Raw genomic sequence first — 21,348 nt, 5'->3', positions numbered from 1 at the left:
GCGCCCCATGATGAGACGTATACGACCGCACCACGGACCACGTCAGGACCGGTACCGCCGGGGCTGCACCCGGGCCTCTCGCCGCTGCCTCACACCGCCTCTGCCTCACACAGTCAGGACCGAGTCGATGTGCCGTCCCTCAAGCACGGAGCGTCCCCCCAGGTCCTGGAGCTCCAGGAGCATGCACACCGCCTCCACCCGGGCACCCGCCTGCTCGATAAGGGCGATAGAGGCCGCGGCGGTACCTCCGGTGGCCAGGACGTCGTCGATGACAAGGACCCGTGAGCCATTGACGACGCTGTCCGGTCGCAGCTCCATACGGGCCGTCCCGTACTCCAGCTCATAGTCCACCCCGATCACAGGCCCGGGAAGCTTGCCGCCCTTACGCACCGTCACCATGCCGGTGCCCAGCCGTACAGCCAGCGGTGCGGCCAGGATGAACCCGCGGGACTCCAGGCCGGCCACGGCGTCCACACGGCCCCGGTAGTGGTCCGCCAGCCCCTCGACAAGCTCGGCGAAGGCCACGCCGTCAGCAAGCAGCGGGGTGATGTCGCGGAAGAGGACCCCGGGCTCAGGAAAGTCGGGGACGACTCGCAGGTGGTCACTGACCAGCTGCGACAGCGAGGCGGGGACGCTGTCGGCGCGGGTCTCGGCGATAGTCACGACTTCCTTCTCCTCTTCTTGGGCTGGGCGGAGACACCGCGGTGGTGGCCTGGCCTCAGGGGCGAGGCGGCGGGCAGAGCCGCCAGGGCGGCAAGAGCCTCGGGGTCGTCGCCAGCCTCCTCAGCACGCCGCTGACGGGCAGCAGCGACCCGTTCGGCCTGGGACCTGACGGCCTTCTCGCGTGAGCGCAGGTCCACCAGGAGCGGTGTGGCCAGGAAGAGCGAGGACAGCGTCCCCGCGATCATGCCGATAAACAAGGTCAGAGCGATGTCGCTGAGAGTCCCCGCTCCCAGAAGGAGCGTGCCGACCACGAGCAGGGACGCCACGGGCAGCACACCGACGACTGAGGTGTTGAGCGAGCGGACGAAGCTCTGGTTGACGGCCAGGTTCGCGAGCTCAGCATAGGTCGAGCGGCTCTGGGACTCGAACCCTTCCGTGTTCTCCCGAACCTTGTCGAAGACCACGACGGTGTCGTACAGGGAGTAGCCCAGGATGGTGAGGACACCGATAATGGTGGCAGGAGTGACCTCAAAGCGGGACAGTGCGTACACGCCGACGGTGACAACGACGTCGTGCGCCAGGGCCACCAGTGCCGCCAGGGCCATCTTCCAGGTCCGGAAATAGGCCCATATCAGCAGGGCCACCAGACCGAAGAACAGGAGGAGGCCCCTGACAGCCCTGGTGGTGACGTCGGAGGACCAGGTGGGTCCGATCGTCGTGGCGGCTACATCGGCGGGCTCCACCCCGTAGGCGCTGGCCAGGTCGGCGGAGACCTCGTCCAGCTGGCTCTTGCTCAGCTCAGCGGTCTGGACGCGCACCGAGGAGGATCCCATTGTCGTCACCGACGTCCCAGTGGTCAGGCCGTTGTCGCTCATGACTGTGTCAGCAGGGCCCACCTGCGGGTTGGACAGGCCGGTGACGGTCAGCTCCGAGCCGCCCCTGAAGTCGATCCCGGGGGTCAGGCCCACGGTAGCCAGCAGGACCGCTGAACCTAGGACGATGAGCGCGGCAACGCTGTACCAGATCCGCCGCCTGCCGACGAAGGGGATGGAGGTCCTGCCGGAGTAGAGGTCGTTACCGAGACTGGCTAGAGACATCATTTGGCCTCACCGTCCTTTGTCCCTGCGAGAGCGTCATGGGCCTCGCCATCGGCCTCGTCATCGGTGTCGGCACCCGCGTTATCAGCCACGGCCCGGTGTGCGGTGCTGCGGGCCTCGGCCTTGCGCCGTGCCAGGGACATCGTGACGCCCTGGGCCAGGGCCTCACGCCCCCGGCCGTAGGTCGAGACCGCGCTTCCCCCCAGTCGCTCGGGGTCGAGCCCGGACAGCCGGTGGCCCTCGTTGAAGAAGCGGAACCGCAGGAGCCACTCCATGAGGGGGTGAGTGAACAGGATGATGACCGCCAGGTCCACCACCGTGGTCACCCCCAGGGTGAAGGCGAATCCCTGGACCCCGCCCACGGCCAGGAAGTACAGCACCACCGCGGCCAGGATGTTGACAGTGTCGGAGATGACGATCGTGCGCCGGGCGTGCTTCCACCCCTCATCGACGGCCGTGGACAGGGTACGGCCCTGGCGCGCCTCATCACGGACTCGCTCAAAGTAGATGATAAAAGAGTCCACCGTGACGCCGATGGCAATGATCAGCCCGGCCACGCCCGCCAAGGAGAGCCGGTACCCCATCCCCCAGCTCAGCAGCGCGATGACCAGGTAGGTGACGGCTGCCGCTACCAGCAGGGAGGAGACGGCAACGACCATGAGACCTCGGTACTGCCAGGCCAGGTAGATGATGATGAGGACGAAGCCGATAAGCCCGGCGATAAGGCCGTTGCGCAGCTGTTCCGTCCCCAGTGTCGCCGAGACCTGCTGCTCGGACTGGACGGTGAAGCTCAGTGGCAGGGAGCCGAAGGACAGCTGGTTGGCTAGCGTGGCTGCCTCGTCCTGGGTGAAGTCGCCGGTGATCTGGACCCTGCCATCAGTGATCGCGGAGGTGACCTCCTCGTTGAATCCCGAGGCCATGATGGTCAGGCCGTCAAGGACGATCGCGAACTGGGCTTTCTCCGCGTCGGTACTTGGTGAGGCGCCTGCGGACGCCGATGCGGTGTCACGGTAGCCGACGAGCCGTCCTGACAGGTCGGCGAAGGCCTGGGTCCCCTCGGAGTTGAACTCCAGGGACACCACCCAGTTGCTCGTGGTCGAGCCCTGGCTAGTGGTCTCCAGGCCAGAGACGGCATTGGACAGCTCGGTACCCGCAATCTCAGCCGGCCCCAGGACATAGGCCCCGGGGGATCCGTCCCTGGAGCAGGAGACCACGGCGACGGAGGGGTCCTGCGTCTCTCCGGTGAGGTTGTCCGCCTGGGTGCAGTCTGTCATGTACGCCTCATAGAGCAGCTGCTCGCTGATCCAGGAGTCCGAGGAGGCGTCCTGCGAGGTCTCGGGAAGAGGGTCCGAGGAGATCGTGCCGTCGCCGTCCACGTCGGCATAGCTCGTGGCGATCTCCTCGGGTGTCACGGTGGTAGCCGCCTCCTCGTCCCCGGCAGTGGCGTCCGTCTCGGCACCAGCGGTGGCGCCGTCGCTAGCAGTAGCCTGCTGGTTCTGTGCCTGGGCCATCAGGTGGGCGTTGTACTGGATGGCCCTGATCACCGGGCGAAAGTACATAACCGCAGATGTGCGGACGAGCTCGAGGGCCTGCTCGTCAGGCTCACCAGGTAGGGAGACCACGATGTTTTGCCCGCCTTGACGGGAGATCTGGGCCTCCGAGACCCCGGAGGCGTCCACCCTCTGGCGGATGACGTCAATCGCCTGGTCCACGTCGGAGTCCGTGACCTGTGAGCCGTCGGTCGTCGTGGGAGTCAGGATGATCTGAGTACCTCCCTCAAGGTCGAGGGCTAGGCCCGGGGTCATGGAAGTCCATCCCCTCATCGTCCCCACCGCCAGCACTGCGAAGCCGACGGCAATGACGAGGACAACCATAAGAAGACGACGTCCTGGACGCCTGCGCTGCTTTCTGGACACCTGGTCCCTTCCTGGTGAAGTACTCAGTCCCGCCGACACCTGTCAGCCGGGTAGTCACGTCTCAGGTGCGGTCTCAGGACCGTGGCTGGCGCAGGTCCTCGGCCGTGTCGGCCTCCTCACCAGTGTCGCCACCGTCGTCAGCCTCCTCATGGGCCTCCGCGTCGCTGTCGGAGTCGATGTCACCGACCCCGCCTGCGTCCTGGTCCGGCTCGCCCTCGGGGTCATCATCCTCAGGCTCGTCATCCTCGTCGGCCTCGCCCGTGACAGCGAAGGGAGGCTCCTCAGCACCGACGATGGAGCGCTTGGCCCACAGCGTCTCGTCGCCCAGGGGTGTGGCGAGGGTGACGACGTCTCCGTCGGCCTCGACAACCTTGCCGTAGAAGCCGGCCGTCGTGCGCACCCAGGTCCCGGGGACGAGGGCCTCCTCAGTGCGCCGCGCCTGCTCCTCAGCCATTCTCTGCTGCTGCCTGCGGCCAAGCACAGAGAACAGCCAGAAGACCCCCATCATCACAACGAGCATGAAGATCAGTTCCACGGAAGCCTCCCCGTATCGCGATCAGGACCTGTCCCTGGCACAGGCCAACGGGGGCGAGTCTAGGACACCTCGTCCCGGACGCCAGTGCCTTCGGGCGAGGACTTGGGCACATCACGGCTGCTCCCGCCCCGATTCAGAGCCAGGCCGCACCCAGGCCCGCAGAGACCGACGCCCACACAGGCTGCTCTCCCCCATGCTTGTGAGCCGCGCAGCACTCTAGCCGAACAACGTCCCCTCGGCAGGGGGCACTAGCCCCAGGTGCTCGTAGGCGGCAGAGGTCGCCGCACGGCCACGAGGGGTGCGCACCATCAGACCCTCCCGCACCAGGTAGGGCTCCGCGACGGTCTCGACCGTCTCCGGCTCCTCCCCCACGGTGACCGCCAGGGTGGCCAGCCCGACGGGACCGCCGCCAAAACGGGTGCACAAGGCGTGCAGCACCTGACGGTCCAGGCGGTCCAGGCCCAAGGCGTCAACCTCGAAGACCTCCAGGGCGCTGCGAGCCGCAGACAGGTCCAGCCGACCGGGAGCGCCGTGGACCTCCGCCCAGTCCTGAACCCGCCGCAGAAGTCGGTTGGCCACCCGTGGCGTGCCCCGGGAGCGACGGGCCAGCTCGTCTGCAGCCTCCTCCTCCAGGTGGACACCCAGCAGGCCGGCACTGCGCCGCAGGATGCGAGTCAGGTCGCCCGGCCCGTAGAAGTCCAGGTGGCCGGTGAAGCCGAAGCGGTCACGCAGGGGAGCAGGAAGCAGCCCTGCCCGCGTGGTCGCCCCGACCACAGTGAAAGGAGGCAGCGACAGGGGGATAGAGGTGGCACCAGGGCCCTTGCCCACCACGATATCGACCCGGAAGTCCTCCATAGCCAGGTAGAGCATCTCCTCGGCGGTCCGCGCCAGACGGTGGATCTCGTCGATGAAGAGGACGTCGCCCTCCTCCAGGGAGGACAGGACCGCCGCCAGGTCGCCAGCGTGCTGGATCGCTGGTCCCGACGTCAGCCGCAGGGCACCGTCGACCTCGTTGGCGATGATCATGGCCAGGGTCGTCTTCCCCAGACCAGGGGGACCCGACAGCAGCACGTGGTCAGCCGCGACGCCGCGGGCCAGCGCCGAGCGCAGCACCACGGAGAGCTGGCCGCGCACCACCTCCTGGCCCGTGAAGTCCTCCAGCCTTCGCGGCCTCAGTGCCGCCTCGGCGGCACGCTCGACCTCGTCAGCCGCCCCCGTCACCAGGCGCTGGTCGCCACTGACCGCACCGCCGTCACCCACGTCGTGCACCTCCCAGCCACCTCAGGCTCGCCCGGAGAAGGGCAGCCACGTCAGCAGCCTGCCCGGGCACGGTGGTAGCGGCCCCCGCCTCCCCCGCCTCCACGGTACTGACCGCCTCACGAGCGGTGGCCTCATTCCAGCCCAGCTGGACCAGGGCGGCCACGACGTCGGGGTTGGGCTCTCCGGAGACCGCGGCCACCTGGTCGTGCGGGCCGCCGCCGGACCCAGAGGCCTCCCCGGCGGCAGGACCCAGCCTGTCACCGACGTCGATGATGACCCGCTGCGCCCCCTTGGGTCCCAGGCCGGGGACCCTCCTAAGAGCAGCCACGTCCTGGTCTGCCACAGCCTTGCGCAGTGCGTCAGGGGTGTGGACAGCCAGCATCGCCAGGGCCAGCCTGGGGCCGACCCCGCGCACCCCCATGAGCACACGGAAGCAGTCGCGCTCGTCGGCGTCGATAAAGGCGTAGAGGGTCAGGGAGTCCTCCCGTACCACCAGCTCGGTGTGAACCAGGACCTCCCTGCCCACTCTGAGTGAGGACAGGGTAGTGGGCGTGGCCTGTACGCTCATCCCCACGCCACCGGTCTCGATCACGGCACCCGTCAGAGAGACGTCAAGGACGGCACCGCGCAGTGAGGCAATCATGTGTGAGCCCAGCTCCTGTCCACGAGGATCTCGAACACCTGTTCGGAGAATAGCAGGCCGCGCCCGGCAGCAGCAGGATCACCGCCGCACCCGGCGCGGATCGACCGCACCCGTACGCCGGGCGGCCGCCTGCGCCGCAGCCCACTGACGCTGCGCCGGGGTGCGGGCCGACGCCCGCACCGCTCCCCCTGCCGAGACCATCTCTCCGACGTCGTCCGCTCCACTGCCACCACCGCGCCAGCCGTGGCAGATCGCCTGGGCCAAGGCGTCGGCGGCGTCCGCTGGCTGCGGCGGGGAGTCCAGTCTGAGGATACGCGTCACCATGCGCTGAACCTGGACCTTGTCCGCCCTACCTGACCCGGTGACAGCCGCCTTCGCCTCGCTAGGAGTGTGCTGGGCCACGTCAAGACCGGACCGAGCACCTGCGACCATGGCCACGCCGATGACCTGGGCCACCCCGATGACGGACCGCAGGTTCTCCTGGGCGAAGACGCGCTCGATGGAGACGACCGAAGGCCCCAGGCGGGCGATCCAGTCCTCAATGGCCTCGGCGACAGCCAGCAGACGCTGCTCCGGACTGCTGCCCGGCGAGGTACGGACAACCCCTACCTCCACCAGCCGTGCCCGGCGACGAGGATCGATATCGACACAGCCCAGGCCGCAGCGCGTCAGCCCGGGATCGATGCCGAGGACCCTCTGCTGACTCACCAGGGCGCGCCTGGAGGCCGGCCCCGGGCTCACCGGGTGCTCCTGCTGCGTGCCGTGCGCTCCTCGCCCTCCTGCACGAGTCCCTACTCCTCACCGGAGTCGAGCTTGGCAGCGACCTCCGCAGAGATATCGACGGAGGTAAAGACGTTCTGGACGTCATCGGAGTCCTCCAGGGCATCGACGAGCCGGAGCACCTTGCGGGCGGCCTCCAGGTCCACCTCAACCTTGGTCCCGGCCACGAACTGGACCTCTGCGGAGTCGTAGTCCATCCCGGCCTGCGTCAGAGCCGTGCGCACGGCGACGATGTCACCCGGATCGGAGTAGACCTCGAAGGAGTCGCCCGCGTCCTCGACCTCCTCTGCCCCCGCGTCCAGGACGGCCGCCAGGATGGAGTCCTCATCCACCCCGTCAGCCTTGGCCACCTCGACCACACCTTTGCGGGCGAAGTTGTAGGCCACGGACCCCGGGTCAGCCAGGCTTCCGCCGTTGCGGGAGAATGCGACACGGACGTCGGAGGCGGCACGGTTGCGGTTGTCGGTGAGGCACTCCACCAGGAAGGCGACACCGGCGGGGCCGTAGCCCTCGTACATGATGGTCTGCCAGTCCGCTCCTCCGGCCTCCTCGCCGCTGCCCCGCCTGACGGCGCGGGTGATGTTGTCAGCGGGCACCGAGTTCTTCCGGGCCTTCTGGATCGCGTCGTACAGCGTCGGGTTGCCCGCAGGGTCCCCACCCCCCGTGCGGGCGGCCACCTCAATGTTCTTGATAAGGCGGGCAAACAGCTTACCTCGCTTGGCGTCGATCACCGCCTTCTTGTGCTTGGTTGTGGCCCACTTGGAGTGACCCGACATGTGTTCTCCTTGTTCTCCTTGAAAGTTCGTCAGATGGCCGGTACGGCCTGGCGGGCGACGGGAAGTGCTGACAGGCAGCACCCGCCGCAGAGACGAGGATATGGCCTACCCGGTTGGCCCCCGCAACCTCACAGCGGGGGCGGAGGCACGGACGCAGCCGTGCGAACCGCGCTGATCCTACCGCCCGGCTCAGCGTCCTCCCAAGGCCGCTGGACCAGCGCGAGTCTGCGCAAGGTACCTCAGCCTCTCCTCCCGGACCGGCTTCCCCTCACTGACCGCACTCGCCCGAGTAGCACGAGCACCCACCGCCGTCCCGGCAGCTGGGGACGCAACCAGCGTCAGCAGGGTCGGTGAGGTCCACCACCCTGCCATCCCAGCCGGCACGCAGGTCACGCAGGGCGCCGACCAGGCAGACCGGGTAGACCGCCTCACCCCTGGCCTGCGCCTGGGACACCTGAACCAGGCTCCACCAGCCCACGGAGTCGACGGCGTCACGCTCCAGGTCGGTCCACCCGTCCCTGCGCACCTCCACCGGGCCAGGGAGCCTAAGGAGGTAGAAGAGCTCGTGCTGACGGCAGGTGACCTGCATGAACCGGAAGACGGCCTCACGCCGGGCGACAGGACCCTCCAGGTGCTCCTCGCCCACAGCCAGCCCCGTCTCCTCGGCCAGCTCACGTGCCGCGCCCTGCTTGGGGCTCTCACCGGGGTGCAGTCCTCCGCCCGGAGTGAAGACCCACCGGTGGGAGGAGTCGGCAGTGTCGTGCCCCCTCAGGAGGAGCACCTGCTTCCCGGCGGCCATGACCAGCACCCGGGCAGCCCGGCGGTGCGGCAGGCCGTCAGGGCCCAGCCGCCACTCCCGGGGGTCCAGCAGGTCGGTCCAGTCGGGCGGCACCAGGTCCGCACGGCGGCCGTCGGCGGCCAGGGTCCCGGGCGGTACCGGAGCAGGGCTCACCAGCCGCGCTCGGCCAGGCGGTGCGGCACAGGAAGGTCCGCGGCGCTGATGCCGACCATGGCCTCACCCAGGCCCCGCGACACCTCGGCAACAGCCTCAGGATCGTTGAACTGGGCCGTGGCCCGCACGATAGCGCGGGCGCGCCTGACCGGATCACCGGACTTGAAGATACCCGAGCCCACAAAGACGCCCTCGGCACCCAGCTGCATCATCATGGCGGCGTCAGCAGGGGTCGCGACTCCTCCTGCGGTAAACAGGGTCACAGGAAGACGACCGGTCGAAGCCACCTCAGTCACCAGATCATAAGGTGCACCCAGCTCCTTGGCCGCCAGGTAGAGGTCCTCGTCAGGCAGGGCCGCAAGACGGAGGATCCCCTCACGGATGGAGCGCATGTGCGTCACCGCGTTGGAGACGTCGCCCGTGCCAGCCTCGCCCTTGGAGCGGATCATCGCAGCGCCCTCGGCGACACGGCGCAGCGCCTCTCCCAGGTTGGTCGCCCCGCACACGAACGGTACCGTGAAGGCCCTCTTGTCAATGTGGTGGGAGTAGTCAGCCGGGGTCAGGACCTCGGACTCGTCCACGCAGTCGACTCCCAGGGACTGCAGTACCTGGGCCTCGACGAAGTGGCCGATACGGGCCTTGGCCATGACCGGGACGGAGACTGACTCGATGATGGCGCTGACAAGCTCGGGATCCGACATGCGGGCCACACCGCCCTGCGCCCGGATGTCGGCCGGGACCCGCTCCAGAGCCATGACCGCGACGGCACCGGCGTCCTGGGCGATGCGCGCCTGCTCCGGCGTGACCACGTCCATAATGACGCCCCCCTTGAGGGACTCGATCATGTCGTTCCTGACGGCCCGGCTACCGGTAGACGCATGTGAGGCGTTCATGGGCACTCCTGTTCACCTAGGTCTGTCGCAAAGGTCTATCGCAAAGTCTGTGAGGGCACCTGGACGACGTGTCCTCACGGGCTGGGGCCTCGCAGCAAGACACCCAGGTGCGCCCTCTCTCACTCTACCGCAACAATTCCTGACCCGTCCCGGATGCCCCCGGCCCCGGTCCTGGCCCGCAGCCGACCTGGCCTGCTCACACAGTACTCACACAACTCACACACCACTCACGCGGCACCGAGGAAGACCTGACGACTGGAGGTGATCCGGGCAAGGAGCTCGCGCTCCTTGTCAGCGAAGTCGTAGCCGGCGTGCCCGTCCACCGCCTGCTGACGCAGCTGGGCCAGCTCGGCCGCCCCCTTCTGAAAGCGGCTCATCGCGGTGGCTGCGGCAGGCCCTCGCGTGCGTGCCCACCGGCGACCCGCCGAGCGCCCCGGCCCCGTGGTCAGCATCATGACCTCCTGCGGGGAGAACCAGCCCGCGCGCCCGTAGTCGTCCAGCCGACGCCTCATCGTCATGCGCTCCGCCCAGCGCAGCCACACCACCATACCGATGCAGGCCAGGAAGAAGGGAACCTCGACAAGAAGGTAGTACCGGGGTGCGACAGTGACGACACCGTTCCAGAACGCGTGGAGGACGACTGCGGCCACCAGGCCCACCGGGGTCCACCACACCCACGCCAGCCTCGACCGTCTCCGGGCGGAGAGGCCGATCGCGACTCCCGTGCACGCCGTGAAGGTCACGTGGGCGAAGGGGGAGAAGAGGCCACGTATCATGAAGACCAGGAGGAGGTTCTCCCGGTTGGTGACAAAGTAGAGGATGTTCTCGGCAAAGGCGAAGCCCGCTGCCACCACGGCAGCGTAGACCAGCCCGTCCACAGCGCCGCTGAAGGTACGCCGCCACGCCAGGAAGATGACGAGCACTCCGAGCCCCTTGACCGTCTCCTCCACAATCGGGGCGGACACGACGGCAGCGAGGCCCTCGGCCTCCTGGAGGTCCCCGGTGGCGTCGGCCACCACCGCCGCAAAGGTGGAGTTGACCAGCAGCGAGACCGCCGTCGAGACTCCGGCACCCCACAGGAAGGCCACCAGCAGCATCCTGACGGGCTCGGGCTCCCACCGGTCGATCCAGAAGACCACGGCCAGCACGACGAGTAGGGGGACCGTCGCCAGGAGCACTACCAGGGCCAGGTCGGGGACACTTGAGGCGGACCCGGAGACCAGCCACAGCATCCCTGCCAGTCCGGCTGCTCCCAGGAAGGCCAGGACATAGTAGAGCACCTCGCGCCATCGTGCGGCGTCCTGAAGGCTGGGTGCTGTGGCACCGTTGGCCGGGCCGGGCACCCGCCCCCACCCGGGGAGCCTCACGCCAGCACCCTGCCCGGCACCTGCGTGCACGCCCCCCACCGGTGCGGCCGGGCTCCCTGACAGGCTCGGAAGGTCCGCACCAGGGCGCCGGTAGCCGCTGCGGGGAGCCCAGGACCGGCTCGGGGGAGGCAGCGTCATGACCCCTCCCCCTGCAACGGTCGTGGTTGCTCTCCTGGTTGCGATCGCGGTTGCTCAGGCTCCAGGCCGACGTGCCCCACCGGTGCTGTCTCGTCATCAGCCTCGAAGGTCTGCGGCATGGGTGCGTGCCCAGCCAGGTGCAGAACACGCACGACAGGCCGCTCCCGCAGGGCGCGCGCCTGCCTCACGTGGGTGTTGTGGAACCGGCGGGACAGGACCATGCGATAGCAGGCACGGTCAAGCCGTGCCAGCGCCTGTGAGCCCCTCTGGCTGCCGTCCAGGTCCTCACGAGCCTGCATGTCGACGACAGTACGTATCACTCGGCTGAGGTCTGACTCGAGCTGGGAGCGAGAGCGGCTCCTGGTCGGCTGCGGTCCGTGAGCACCTGCCCCTGCATGACCGTAGGCGGAGTCCAGCCGGGGAACGGGGTCGAGGCCGTCGTTGACGATCGGTCCCTCCGCGTCCAGGGCGTCCCGAGCGGCCTGGGCCAGCAGCATGCAGGAGGCAGGGTCGAGGACACCGGTGGAGGCCAGGTCCGCAGCAGCCTCGGCCCGATGCAGGATCTGGGCCTCCAGGGTAGCCCGGGCTCCGAGGACCTGACGGTGCAGGCGGTCCACGCGCACGGCGCGGGCGTACAGCGCCCACCCGAGGACCAGAAGGAGGAGCAGAACCAGGACCACGACGAGCAGCAGTCCGCTCCACCCGCCCCGGCCCAGCAGTCCCACCTGCCCGGGAGACGTCACCGCGTCCGCCCCGACCCAGGCGGGAGAAAGGTTTGTCGGCAGGTCGTACAGCACGTAGCAGACACAGAGGCAGGCGGATGAGGGCATGCTCAGTCCCCTCTCTTACCGCGTAGCCGCGCCAGCATGGTACGCGATCCCGGCTCCAGGCTCACCCGCGTGTGAGCCGCGGACAGGGCCATATCGTAGACGTCGAGCACGGCGTCGGTGACCGTCTGCCAGTCATAGCGTGTGACAACGGCCGCCGCCGCCTCGCGACGGGCAGCAGCCGCCTCGGTGTCACGCAGAGTGGTGATAACGGCGTGGGCCAGGCCCTGCGGGTCCCCACGGGGGAACAGGGTGCCGTAGCGCCCCGCACCCAGGACGTCGGAGAAGGCGGTGATGTCAGAGGCGACCACCGACGTCCCCGCCGCCATCGCCTCCACCAGGACGATTCCGAAGGACTCTCCCCCCGTCTGCGGCGCCACGTAGCACGACGCCGAGGCTAGCAGGGAAGCCTTGTCCTCCTCGGTGACGCCTCCCAGGAAGCGCACTGCATCCCCGTATCGGGCTAGGCTGTCACGCACCTCCTGGGCCTGTCCCCGTCCAGCCACCAGGAAGCGCGCACCCGGAAAGGCCTCCAGGACCGCAGGTACCGCGGCGGCGAGCACGGTCAGGCCCTTTCGGGGCTCGTCCAGGCGTCCCAGGAAGGCAATCGTAGGAGACTGGGGCGTCCCGCGGAAGCGCGGGTCGTCCCGGGGGGCGGTGGCGAAGGGGGCGATGCTGACCCCGTTAGGGATGACGACGGCGTCTCCGCCGTGGTGCTGGACGAGGGTTCTGCGGGCCTCCTCGGAGACGGCGATGCGCGCTGAGAGCTTCTCCAGCAGCGGTACGGCGACAGGTGAGACCAGTTCTCGGGCCAGGGAGCGGTCCATGGCCGCGTGGAAGGTTCCCACCACCGGGCCAGTGGCGGCCTGTAACGCCAGCATGCCCACCGAGGGGGTAATGGGCTCGTGGACGTGAAGGACATCGAAGTCCCCGGCCGCCAGCCACCGCCTGGCCCGTCGGGCGACAGCCGCGCCGAAGTTGAGCCGGGCGACGGAGCCGTTGTAGGGGATGGCAAGGGCGTCACCGGCGCTGGTCACCCACTTAGGGAGATCGGTGCCCTCGCTCGCCGGAGCCAGCACGGACACGTCGTGCCCCCGCCTGGACAGCTCCTGCGCCAGATCTGTCACGTGGACCTGCACCCCACCATGGGCGTCAAAGGAGTACGGGCACACGATGCCGATCCTCATGATCTCCCCTCACCCAAGACAGCAGCACGCCCGCTACCTTCGCTGCCGCCGCCGTCCTGCTCGCCACTGCCCTGGCTGGCCGAGGCCCCTTCCCCGTGTCCCGCACCGCGGGAGCGGCCCCGGGCCAGGCGCTCGGGATCGAGGTCCTCCTCAAAGACGGGCTGAAGCATGTGCCAGTCCACCAGGTGGTCCACCAGCAGGGGCTCAACGGCCCGTACCCAGGCTCGCGTGTGCTCTGCTACCTGGTCGTGCCCCGTCTCTACGACGGGGACCTCGACCTTGCGTACGCTCAGGACCAGCCCCCACGGCGAGCCTGCCTGACGCCGCCGCCGTCCTGACAGCCTCTCGTAGTAGATGACCGCCGTGTACAACGGCAGGCTCAGCCGGTGAGCCAGGGCCGCCGGTCCGGCGGCAACGTAGACCGGGTAACCGCACAGCTCAGCCCTGACCCCCGAGGACGACAGGTCCCGGTCAGCCAGGAGGGCGATCACGTACCGATCCTGCCCTGCGGCCTCCAGGAGTCGGTCAAACACCTTCTCACCACGACCCTGGCCGATGATGCGCAGCCCCAGCTGCTCGCGGAAGCGCGTGAACTGCTCAAAGAGATCCTCAGGCTCCAGCCTCTCCGCCACCGTCAGCACCGGTGCCAGCTCACGGCAGGCCCAGGCCGCAGCCAGGTCCCAGTTCCCGGTGTGAGGCAGAGCCACGACGACGTTGCCGCGTCCCAGGTCCTCTAGGACCTGGGACGCCCCCTCGAACCGCACCCGGGCCGCGAGCTGGCTGGCACCCACGGAGGGCAGGGCGAAGGCCTCGTAGAAGTAGCGCATGTAGGAGCGCATGGCCTGGCGCGAGAGGCGCGAGACCTGGCGGGAACCAACAGGCTGGTCCAGTAGCCGGGCCAGGTTCCTCTCCAGCTGGCCCACACCTCCGCGCCCGCCACGTACCCGGTGCAGTGCCCAGGCCAGGTCGGCACCGACGTGGAAGAGGGCGTAGCCGATGCTGCCCGGCAGGTGGGGCACAGCCTTCCAGGCCAGCCGGTAGAGGTCCTCGGCACCGACCTGTCTCACCCGGACCCGCTTCACGAGGGCCTCCCGTCCGCCGCTGTCCCTGCGGTCCCCGGAACAGGACCAGGCGTCCCGGGGGCAGGGCTGCCGTCCAGGCCTGGCTCGGCTGAGGAGGGGGTGGGGGCGGTCTGGACCGCTACGGCACGGACCCGCTGGAGCACGGTCACCAGGGAGGCGAGGCACACGTAGGACAGGCCGAGGGTCAGCACCCACAACGGGGCACCCAGGCCCACCGCAAGGGTAGCCAGCAGAGCCACCACCAGGCGGTCGGTGCGCTCTGCCACGCCGACGGAGGCCTGAACGCCCACCGCCTCGGCCCTGGCCCGGGCGTAGGGCACGACCCCGGCGAGGACCACTGAGGACAGGGCAGCCACGAGCGTCACAGTACGCAGTGCCCCAGCCTCCATACGCAGCGCCGCCCAGGCGGCAAGGGAGGCGAAGACCGCGCCGTCGGCAAGGCGGTCCATCGTGGAGTCCAGGAAGGCGCCGAAGACGGAGGTGCGTCCCGTGGCACGGGCCAGGATTCCGTCAAAGGAGTCGGCCACGAGCACCAGAGCCAGCACCAGCGGCCCGGCTACGAAGTGGCCCTGAGGCAGCAGGAGCACCGCTGCGGACACCGACAGCACGGTCCCGGCCACGGTCAGCACGTTGGGTGTCACGCCTGCTCTGGCCATAGCCAGGGCAGGCCGGGTGAACAGTGCCCTGGTCAGGCCGCGTCCGTGGTTACCCAGCATCGCTACTTCAGCACCTCCCCTGTGCCCGTGCGCCTCACGCCGCCTCCCAGGCAGCAGCAAGCATGTCACGCTGGTCGCCCAGGAGCTGGGGCACCGGCTTGGTACGGCCAATGATCGGCATGAAGTTGGCGTCACCCTTCCAGCGCGGGACGATGTGCTGGTGGAGGTGGGCGGCAATCCCGGCTCCCGCTACGTCCCCTGGTTCATCCCCAGGTTGAAGCCGTGCGGGTGGGAGACGTGGCGCACGACCTCCATGGCCCGGGCTGTCAGCTCACCGATCTCGACACGCTCCTGGGCGCTGGCCTGAGTCCAGTCCGAGACATGCCGGTAAGGGCACACCAGGAGGTGGCCGGTGTTGTAGGGGTAGAGGTTCATGAGGACGTAGGCGAGCCGCCCGCGGTGGACGATAAGGGCCTCCTCGTCCTCCCGCTCCGGGCCGGCACAGAACGGGCACTGGGAGGCCGAGTCGTCAGCAGGCTTGTCCTGGCCCCCGATATAGACCATCCGGTGGGGGGTCCACAGCCGCTGGAAGGCTGACGGCGCCCCCTCGTGGTAGAGGGGCGGCTCAGCAGCGCGACCGCCGTGCGCTGCAGCGTGCTCGTGGCACCCGGACCCGGTGTGCTCCTCCGGCTCTGCGTCACTCACGGGGCAGCCTCTCCCCTGCCGGGTCATTGACCCGGTCAGTGATCACGGACACGATGTGCGCCACGGCCTGGTCCACGGGCACACCGTTGGTCTGCCCGCCGTCTCGGAACCGGAAGGACACGGCCCCTGCCTGCGCGTCCTCCCCTCCGGCGATCAGCGTGAAAGGCACCTTCTCCTTGGAGGCGTTACGGATCTTCTTGCCGAAGCGGTCGTCGGAGGCGTCCACCTCCACCCGGACCCCGTGCTCACGCAGCCTGGCAGCCACGGAGTCAACATAGTCGTTAAAGGCCTCCGCGACGGGGACCAGACGCACCTGCACCGGGGCGAGCCACGCCGGGAAGGCCCCGGCGTAGTGCTCGGTGAGGACCCCGATGAAGCGCTCAATGGCCCCGAACTTGGCGGAGTGGATCATGACGGGCTCACGGTGGGTCCCGTCCGGTGCGGTATAGGCCAGGCCGAAGCGGTGGGGCTGGTTGAAGTCGTACTGGATGGTTGACATCTGCCAGGTCCGCCCGATGGCGTCCTTGGCCTGCACCGAGATCTTGGGGCCGTAGAAGGCGGCGCCACCCGGGTCGTCAACCACCAGCAGGTCGTTGTCCCGGGCGCACTCGGCGGCGATCGTGGTCAGGATCTCGGTGGCGGAGGCCCACTGCTCGTCAGTGCCGATGAACTTGTCCTTCTTCCTCCCGTCCTCGTCCCGGGTGGAGACCTCTAGGTAGAAGTCGTCCAGGCCGAAGTCCTTCAGGAGGGTCAGGACGAAGGTCAGCAGGTGGCGGACCTCGTCGGGGGCCTGCTCGGGGGTGCAGTAGGAGTGGGAGTCGTCCTGGGTGATGGAGCGCACCCTGGTCAGGCCTTGGAGGACACCGGACTTCTCGTTGCGGTAGACGGTGCCGAACTCGAACAGGCGTAGGGGCAGCTCGCGGTAGGAGCGTCCCCGGGAACCGAAGATGAGGTTGTGCATCGGGCAGTTCATGGCCTTGAGGTAGTAGGCCTGCCCGTCGTCGTCCATCGGGGGAAACATGCCGTCGGCGTAGTAGGGAAGGTGCCCCGAGACGTGGAACAGCTCCTCCCTGGAGATGTGGGGGGTGCCTACGTAGAGGAAGCCGCTGCGGATGTGGGCCTCACGGACGTAGTCCTCCATGACCCGCTTGAGCACGCCTCCCTTGGGGTGGAAGACCGGCAGGCCCGCTCCCAGCTCCTCGGGAAAGGAGAACAGGTCGAGCTCGGCGCCCAGCCTGCGGTGGTCACGTCTGGCAGCCTCGGCCAGGCGGTGCTGGTAAGCCTTGAGCTCGTCCTTGGAGGGCCAGGCAGTACCGTAGATGCGCTGCAGGGAGTCGCCGGACTGGTCCCCCTTCCAGTAGGCCGAGGAGAACTTGGTGAGGGCGAAGCCCTGGCCGATGAGCCGGGTGGAGGGAAGGTGAGGGCCGCGGCACAGGTCCGTCCAGGCCACGGTGCCGTCACGACGGACGTTGTCGTACATGGTCAGCCCCCCGGAGCCGACCTCCACGGAGGCTCCTTCCGCACCGGCCCCCTTGGTGGTGATGAGCTCGAGCTTGTAGGGCTGGTCGGCCAGCTCGGCCCGCCCCTGGGCCTCGGTGATCTCGCGGCGCACGAAGCGCTGCCCCTCCTTGACGATGCGCTTCATACGCTTCTCGACCTCGCGGAGCAGCTCGGGCGTCACTGCCTCGATGCCGCCGAAGTCGTAGTAGAAGCCGTCAGTGATGAAGGGACCGACGCCGAGGTTGACGTCGGGGAAGATCTCCTGGACGGCCTGGGCCATGACGTGGGTGGCGGAATGGCGCAGGATGTTCAGCCCGTCCTCAGAGTCAAGGGTAATCGGCTCAACGACCGCGGCCTCAGGTAGCTCCCGCTCCAGGTCCCAGGGCTCGCCGTCAACGCGTACGGCGACCACCTGCCCGGTCCTGACCTCCTCCTCGAACACGGTGGCGCCGGTGGCTGCGGCACCGATGGCGCGCTCGACGCCGTCAACGATGACGTGGGGCGTGGGCTGAGATGGCACGGGGTCGTCTCCTCATGGGTCATGGGGCGCTGTACCGGTGCACCCGTCTGGGCGGGCAGTCTACTCACACCCCGCCGGTCACCAGGCTACCGTGCTACCACCAGGACGACGCGGGGAGACTGGTCACCAACAGCTCCCGCGTGCCAGGCCAGAAGGTCTGACGACCCGAGGGCTCGCGTCTGCAAGGACAAGTACCCGCGCAACTACCCGCGCGAGGACGTCGTAGCCTCACCGGTGGAACCTCACCACTGAACTACCTTCCTGTCCCGTAGCAGCTGACCGTTGATCCGTCCTCCGTCAGCGGGCCGGGTCGCGAGCCAGACGATCGTGTCCGCCCCCTCAGAGACGTCCCGCGGAGCGCCGTCCCCTCCCATGTCGGTGCGCACCCACCCGGGGCAGACAGCGTTTACCTCGACGTTTCCCTCCGCCTCCTGCGACGCCACGACCGTCAGGGCGTTCAGCGCCGCCTTCGATATACCGTACGCGGCGGGTCCACTGATCCTGTCAGAGAACGTTCCATAGCCCGAGGAAACATTGATGATCCGCCCCTGGCCGCGGCGGTTCATCTTGGGGAGAAACTCTGATATGAGAGAGAACGGCCCCAGCATATTAGTCTCGCACGACTGCCTGACGTCGTCCACGGAAAGCCTCCGGAAGGGGAGCGCATTGTAGATGCCCGCATTGTTCACGAGAACATCCAGGTTCTCGCCCACGTGCTCAGAAAGAGCGCTCACGTCCTCACCGGAGGTGACGTCCAGCCTGACACACTCAATGTCGCCTTCCGACTGGATCGCCCTGGCCACACGTCGGCCGACCACGACATCCCTGCTGCCAAGATAGACGTGGTACCCCAACGCCGACAGCGCCCGGCAGACTTCCCTGCCAATTCCTCTGTTGCCGCCAGTGACCAGTGCAGTCCTCATGACAAACCTCGTCCCGAAGCCAGGCCTCAGCCTCTGCTGAGGGTTTCGTAGGCACCGCCACGCACCTCAGCCCTCCGACCGGTGACGTGACCTCCTGGCCCAAGGAACTACTGGGGTGAAATCCAGTGCGTGCAGGTTATGTCGCCGCCAGCACAGGCGACCAGTGGGCGATACTGGGTTCGAACCAGTGACCTCTTCCGTGTCAGGGAAGCGCGCTACCGCTGCGCCAATCGCCCGAGCGGATGACGGGACTCGAACCCGCGACCCTCACCTTGGCAAGGTGATGCTCTACCAACTGAGCCACATCCGCAGTGGCGCCTTCCAAGAGCCGTCTGATGCCGCCCCGGGGAGACAGCCGGAACTCTACCAACCTCGCCCCGCAACGCCAAGTGACACCCATGTGGTGTCGACCTTGCTGTACAGCGCCTCCGGGGCGGAGACCTCCGACCACGCTTTCGCCCCACCCTTTCGACCTTGTCGCCCCGACAGCAGCAACGCCGACCCGGGCTGCGCGCAGGCACCCTGGCAGCGACAGGTGGCATCCCATCGCCTAACGTCCTCCACTCAGGGCACCGGGCGTGGCAGGGTTGGACCCATGCCGACTCTTCAGACTCAGCAGATCTGGCCGGGACAGCCCTACCCCCTGGGAGCCACGTACGACGGAGCAGGCACCAACTTCTCCCTGTTCTCCTCCGCGGCGACCGCCGTGGAGCTGTGCCTGTTCGACGAGGAGGGGCGGGAGACCGCCGTCTCCCTCACCGAGGTGGACGGAGACGTCTGGCACGCCTACCTGCCGGGAGTCAGCCCGGGCCAGCAGTACGGCTACAGGGTCCACGGCCCCTACAGCCCGGAGGCAGGCCACCGCTGCGACCCCTCCAAGCTCCTCCTGGACCCCTACGCCAAGGCAATGACCGGCCAGGTCGAGCCCTCCCCCACGCTGTACTCCTACGACTTCACCGATCCTGAGGTGCGTAACACCCAGGACTCGGCGGCGCACACGATGCGCTCGGTCGTGGTCAACCCCTACTTTGACTGGGGCACGACCGTCCCCCGGCCCACGAGTACCACGAGACCATCATCTACGAGGCCCACGTCAAGGGGCTCACCCAGCTGCATCCTGAGGTTCCCGAGGAGCTGCGAGGCACCTACGCGGGCCTGACACAGCCAGCCGTCATCAGGCACCTCAAGGACCTGGGGGTGACCGCCATCGAGCTGATGCCGGTCCACCAGTTCGTCAACGACGCCTACCTGCAGGACAAGGGCCTGTCCAACTACTGGGGCTACAACACCATCGGCTTCTTCGCCCCGCACAGCACCTACGCCGCCTACGGGACCCAGGGTGAGCAGGTCCAGGAGTTCAAGTCGATGGTCAAGGCCCTCCACGAGGCCGACATCGAGGTCATCCTCGACGTGGTCTACAACCACACCGCCGAGGGGAACCACATGGGCCCCACCCTCTCCTTCCGGGGCATCGACAACGCCTCCTACTACCGACTGGTCGACGGTGACCAGGCCCACTACTTCGACACCACAGGCACGGGAAACTCCTTGCTCATGCGCTCCCCCGCCGTGCTGCAGCTCATCATGGACTCCCTGCGCTACTGGGTCACCGAGATGCATGTGGACGGCTTCCGCTTCGACCTGGCCTCCACGCTGGCCCGCCAGTTCCACGAGGTGGACAAGCTCAGCGCCTTCTTCGACATCATCCACCAGGACCCGGTGATCTCCCAGGTCAAGCTCATCGCCGAGCCCTGGGACGTGGGGGACGGCGGCTACAACGTGGGCGGCTTCCCCACCCTGTGGAGCGAGTGGAACGGCAAGTACCGTGACACGGTACGTGACTTCTGGCGGGGTGAGCCCTCGACCCTGGGAGAGTTCGCCTCCCGGATCACCGGATCCTCCGACCTCTACCAGCACTCCGGGCGCACACCCGTGTCCAGCATCAACTTCGTCACCGCCCACGACGGGTTCACGATGCACGACCTGGTGTCCTACAACGAGAAGCACAACGAGGCTAACGGCGAGGGCGGGGCCGACGGCGACTCCGACAACCGCTCGTGGAACTGCGGCGTGGAGGGACCCACCGACGACCCCGAGGTCAATGAGCTGCGCAGCCGCCAGACTCGCAACTTCCTGGCCACGATCCTGTTCAGCCAGGGGGTCCCCATGATCTGCCACGGCGACGAGATGGGCCGCACCCAGGGGGGGAACAACAACGTCTACTGCCAGGACAACGAGACCTCCTGGGTCAGCTGGGATCTGGACGAGCGCGGCCAGGAGCTGCTGGAGTTCACCAGGACCATGATGTGGCTACGCCGGGACCACCCGGTTCTGCGCCGCAGACGCTTCTTCACCGGCGACGCCAGCCACGGCGGCGAGTCCGAGCTGGGAGAGATCGAGTGGCTGGCGCCGTCGGGCCAGTCCATGACCGAGCAGGACTGGACCACCTGGTACGCGCGCTCCATGATGGTCTTTCTCAACGGAGAGGCCATCGCCGAACCCGACGCCCTGGGGCAGCGGGTCGTCGACGACTCCTTCCTGGTCCTTATCAACGCCTCGGCCGAGGACATCGACTTCACCCTGCCCGGCCCCGACTACTCACCCGCCTGGACCGTGGCACTGGACACCGCCCCCGCGGTGGACGGTGACTCCGACCCGGTGCTGTCAGCGAGCGAGTCGGTGACCGTGGAGGCCCGCTCCATGCTGTTCCTCGTCAGCGCCGACTCACCGGCCTCGCACGAGACAGCCGCAGCAGCGTCTGGGACGTCTGAACCGACTGCACCCAGCGAGACAGCACCGACGGAGACAGCGGCAGGCAAGGCGGTAACGACCGAGGCGGTGAGGAGGCGGTCATGACAGCCACGTCACCCACGACATCACCCACGACACCGCAGCACGACCAGCCGGGGCACGTCCCGGCTGCACCGC

Annotated in this window: 17 protein-coding genes, 2 tRNA genes and 2 pseudogenes; 1 reads left to right on the top strand and 20 read right to left on the bottom strand. The window is 68.2% G+C overall.

All coding sequences use genetic code 11. The features are described from left to right. Positions 1 to 105: 105 nt before the first annotated feature. The 20 genes and pseudogenes from D5R93_RS06235 to D5R93_RS06140 form a co-directional block, all read right to left on the bottom strand. Positions 106 to 663: an adenine phosphoribosyltransferase gene (locus D5R93_RS06235; protein WP_205570103.1), complete on the bottom strand. Its 558-nt coding sequence runs from the start codon at positions 661 to 663 to the stop codon at positions 106 to 108. Further along, positions 660 to 1,763 (bottom strand): protein translocase subunit SecF, encoded by a 1,104-nt coding sequence (gene secF, locus D5R93_RS06230; protein WP_120204394.1) that lies wholly within the window; start codon positions 1,761 to 1,763, stop codon positions 660 to 662. Before secF ends, D5R93_RS06235 begins: the two co-directional genes overlap by 4 nt. Next, complete coding sequence (secD, locus tag D5R93_RS06225; RefSeq protein ID WP_120204392.1) at positions 1,760 to 3,676, bottom strand: protein translocase subunit SecD; 1,917 nt, start codon at positions 3,674 to 3,676, stop codon at positions 1,760 to 1,762. Before secD ends, secF begins: the two co-directional genes overlap by 4 nt. A gap of 73 nt (positions 3,677 to 3,749) precedes the next feature. Further along, a complete protein-coding gene (locus D5R93_RS14985) occupies positions 3,750 to 4,211 on the bottom strand; it encodes a preprotein translocase subunit YajC (RefSeq protein WP_243106993.1) in 462 nt (153 codons plus the stop codon). Between the two features lie 216 nt (positions 4,212 to 4,427). Next, entirely contained in the window at positions 4,428 to 5,471 is a 1,044-nt protein-coding gene (gene ruvB, locus D5R93_RS06215; protein WP_120205849.1) for a Holliday junction branch migration DNA helicase RuvB, read from the bottom strand. Further along, complete coding sequence (gene ruvA / locus D5R93_RS06210) at positions 5,464 to 6,114, bottom strand: Holliday junction branch migration protein RuvA (RefSeq protein WP_119834994.1); 651 nt, start codon at positions 6,112 to 6,114, stop codon at positions 5,464 to 5,466. Before ruvA ends, ruvB begins: the two co-directional genes overlap by 8 nt. Before the next feature lie 78 nt (positions 6,115 to 6,192). Next, complete coding sequence (gene ruvC / locus D5R93_RS06205) at positions 6,193 to 6,798, bottom strand: crossover junction endodeoxyribonuclease RuvC (RefSeq protein WP_182911308.1); 606 nt, start codon at positions 6,796 to 6,798, stop codon at positions 6,193 to 6,195. A 107-nt stretch (positions 6,799 to 6,905) separates the two neighbouring features. Beyond that, entirely contained in the window at positions 6,906 to 7,670 is a 765-nt protein-coding gene (locus D5R93_RS06200) for a YebC/PmpR family DNA-binding transcriptional regulator (protein ID WP_119834993.1), read from the bottom strand. Positions 7,671 to 7,938: 268 nt separating this feature from the next. Next, positions 7,939 to 8,622: an NUDIX hydrolase gene (locus D5R93_RS06195; protein ID WP_243106992.1), complete on the bottom strand. Its 684-nt coding sequence runs from the start codon at positions 8,620 to 8,622 to the stop codon at positions 7,939 to 7,941. Beyond that, complete coding sequence (pdxS, locus tag D5R93_RS06190; protein WP_119834992.1) at positions 8,619 to 9,515, bottom strand: pyridoxal 5'-phosphate synthase lyase subunit PdxS; 897 nt, start codon at positions 9,513 to 9,515, stop codon at positions 8,619 to 8,621. The genes D5R93_RS06195 and pdxS overlap by 4 nt, the downstream gene beginning before the upstream one ends. A 227-nt stretch (positions 9,516 to 9,742) precedes the next feature. Then, complete coding sequence (locus tag D5R93_RS06185; RefSeq protein WP_120204389.1) at positions 9,743 to 11,020, bottom strand: PrsW family intramembrane metalloprotease; 1,278 nt, start codon at positions 11,018 to 11,020, stop codon at positions 9,743 to 9,745. Further along, the gene (locus D5R93_RS06180; RefSeq protein WP_243106991.1) at positions 11,017 to 11,850 is read right to left on the bottom strand and encodes a hypothetical protein; all 834 of its coding nucleotides are present in this window, start codon (positions 11,848 to 11,850) and stop codon (positions 11,017 to 11,019) included. The genes D5R93_RS06185 and D5R93_RS06180 overlap by 4 nt, the downstream gene beginning before the upstream one ends. A 2-nt stretch (positions 11,851 to 11,852) precedes the next feature. Next, positions 11,853 to 13,034 carry a glycosyltransferase family 4 protein gene (locus D5R93_RS06175; protein WP_119834990.1) on the bottom strand — a complete coding sequence of 394 codons (1,182 nt, stop codon included), beginning with the start codon at positions 13,032 to 13,034 and terminating at the stop codon, positions 11,853 to 11,855. Continuing rightward, entirely contained in the window at positions 13,031 to 14,116 is a 1,086-nt protein-coding gene (locus D5R93_RS06170) for a phosphatidylinositol mannoside acyltransferase (protein WP_243106990.1), read from the bottom strand. Before D5R93_RS06170 ends, D5R93_RS06175 begins: the two co-directional genes overlap by 4 nt. After that, complete coding sequence (gene pgsA, locus D5R93_RS06165; protein ID WP_119834989.1) at positions 14,113 to 14,832, bottom strand: phosphatidylinositol phosphate synthase; 720 nt, start codon at positions 14,830 to 14,832, stop codon at positions 14,113 to 14,115. The genes D5R93_RS06170 and pgsA overlap by 4 nt, the downstream gene beginning before the upstream one ends. 34 nt (positions 14,833 to 14,866) lie before the next feature. Continuing rightward, positions 14,867 to 15,504 (bottom strand): annotated as a pseudogene (locus tag D5R93_RS06160) (HIT family protein). After that, complete coding sequence (gene thrS, locus D5R93_RS06155; RefSeq protein ID WP_119834987.1) at positions 15,470 to 17,497, bottom strand: threonine--tRNA ligase; 2,028 nt, start codon at positions 17,495 to 17,497, stop codon at positions 15,470 to 15,472. Before thrS ends, D5R93_RS06160 begins: the two are co-directional and overlap by 35 nt. A 242-nt stretch (positions 17,498 to 17,739) precedes the next feature. Next, positions 17,740 to 18,420, bottom strand: coding sequence for an SDR family NAD(P)-dependent oxidoreductase (locus D5R93_RS06150; RefSeq protein ID WP_120204387.1), 681 nt, complete (start codon positions 18,418 to 18,420; stop codon positions 17,740 to 17,742). 164 nt (positions 18,421 to 18,584) lie between these two features. Further along, positions 18,585 to 18,656: transfer RNA gene (locus D5R93_RS06145), tRNA-Val, on the bottom strand. Between the two features lies 1 nt (position 18,657). Continuing rightward, positions 18,658 to 18,730: transfer RNA gene (locus D5R93_RS06140), tRNA-Gly, on the bottom strand. 285 nt (positions 18,731 to 19,015) lie between these two features. On the opposite strand from D5R93_RS06140, the pseudogene glgX reads away from it, so the two are divergent. Next, positions 19,016 to 21,276 (top strand): annotated as a pseudogene (glgX, locus tag D5R93_RS06135) (glycogen debranching protein GlgX). Positions 21,277 to 21,348 lie beyond the last annotated feature (72 nt).

It is taken from the genome of Actinomyces lilanjuaniae, assembly GCF_003606385.1.
GTDB lineage: Bacteria > Actinomycetota > Actinomycetes > Actinomycetales > Actinomycetaceae > Actinomyces > Actinomyces lilanjuaniae.
Note: the sequence above shows the minus strand (reverse complement) of the source record. Positions and strands in the feature narration are given on the sequence as shown.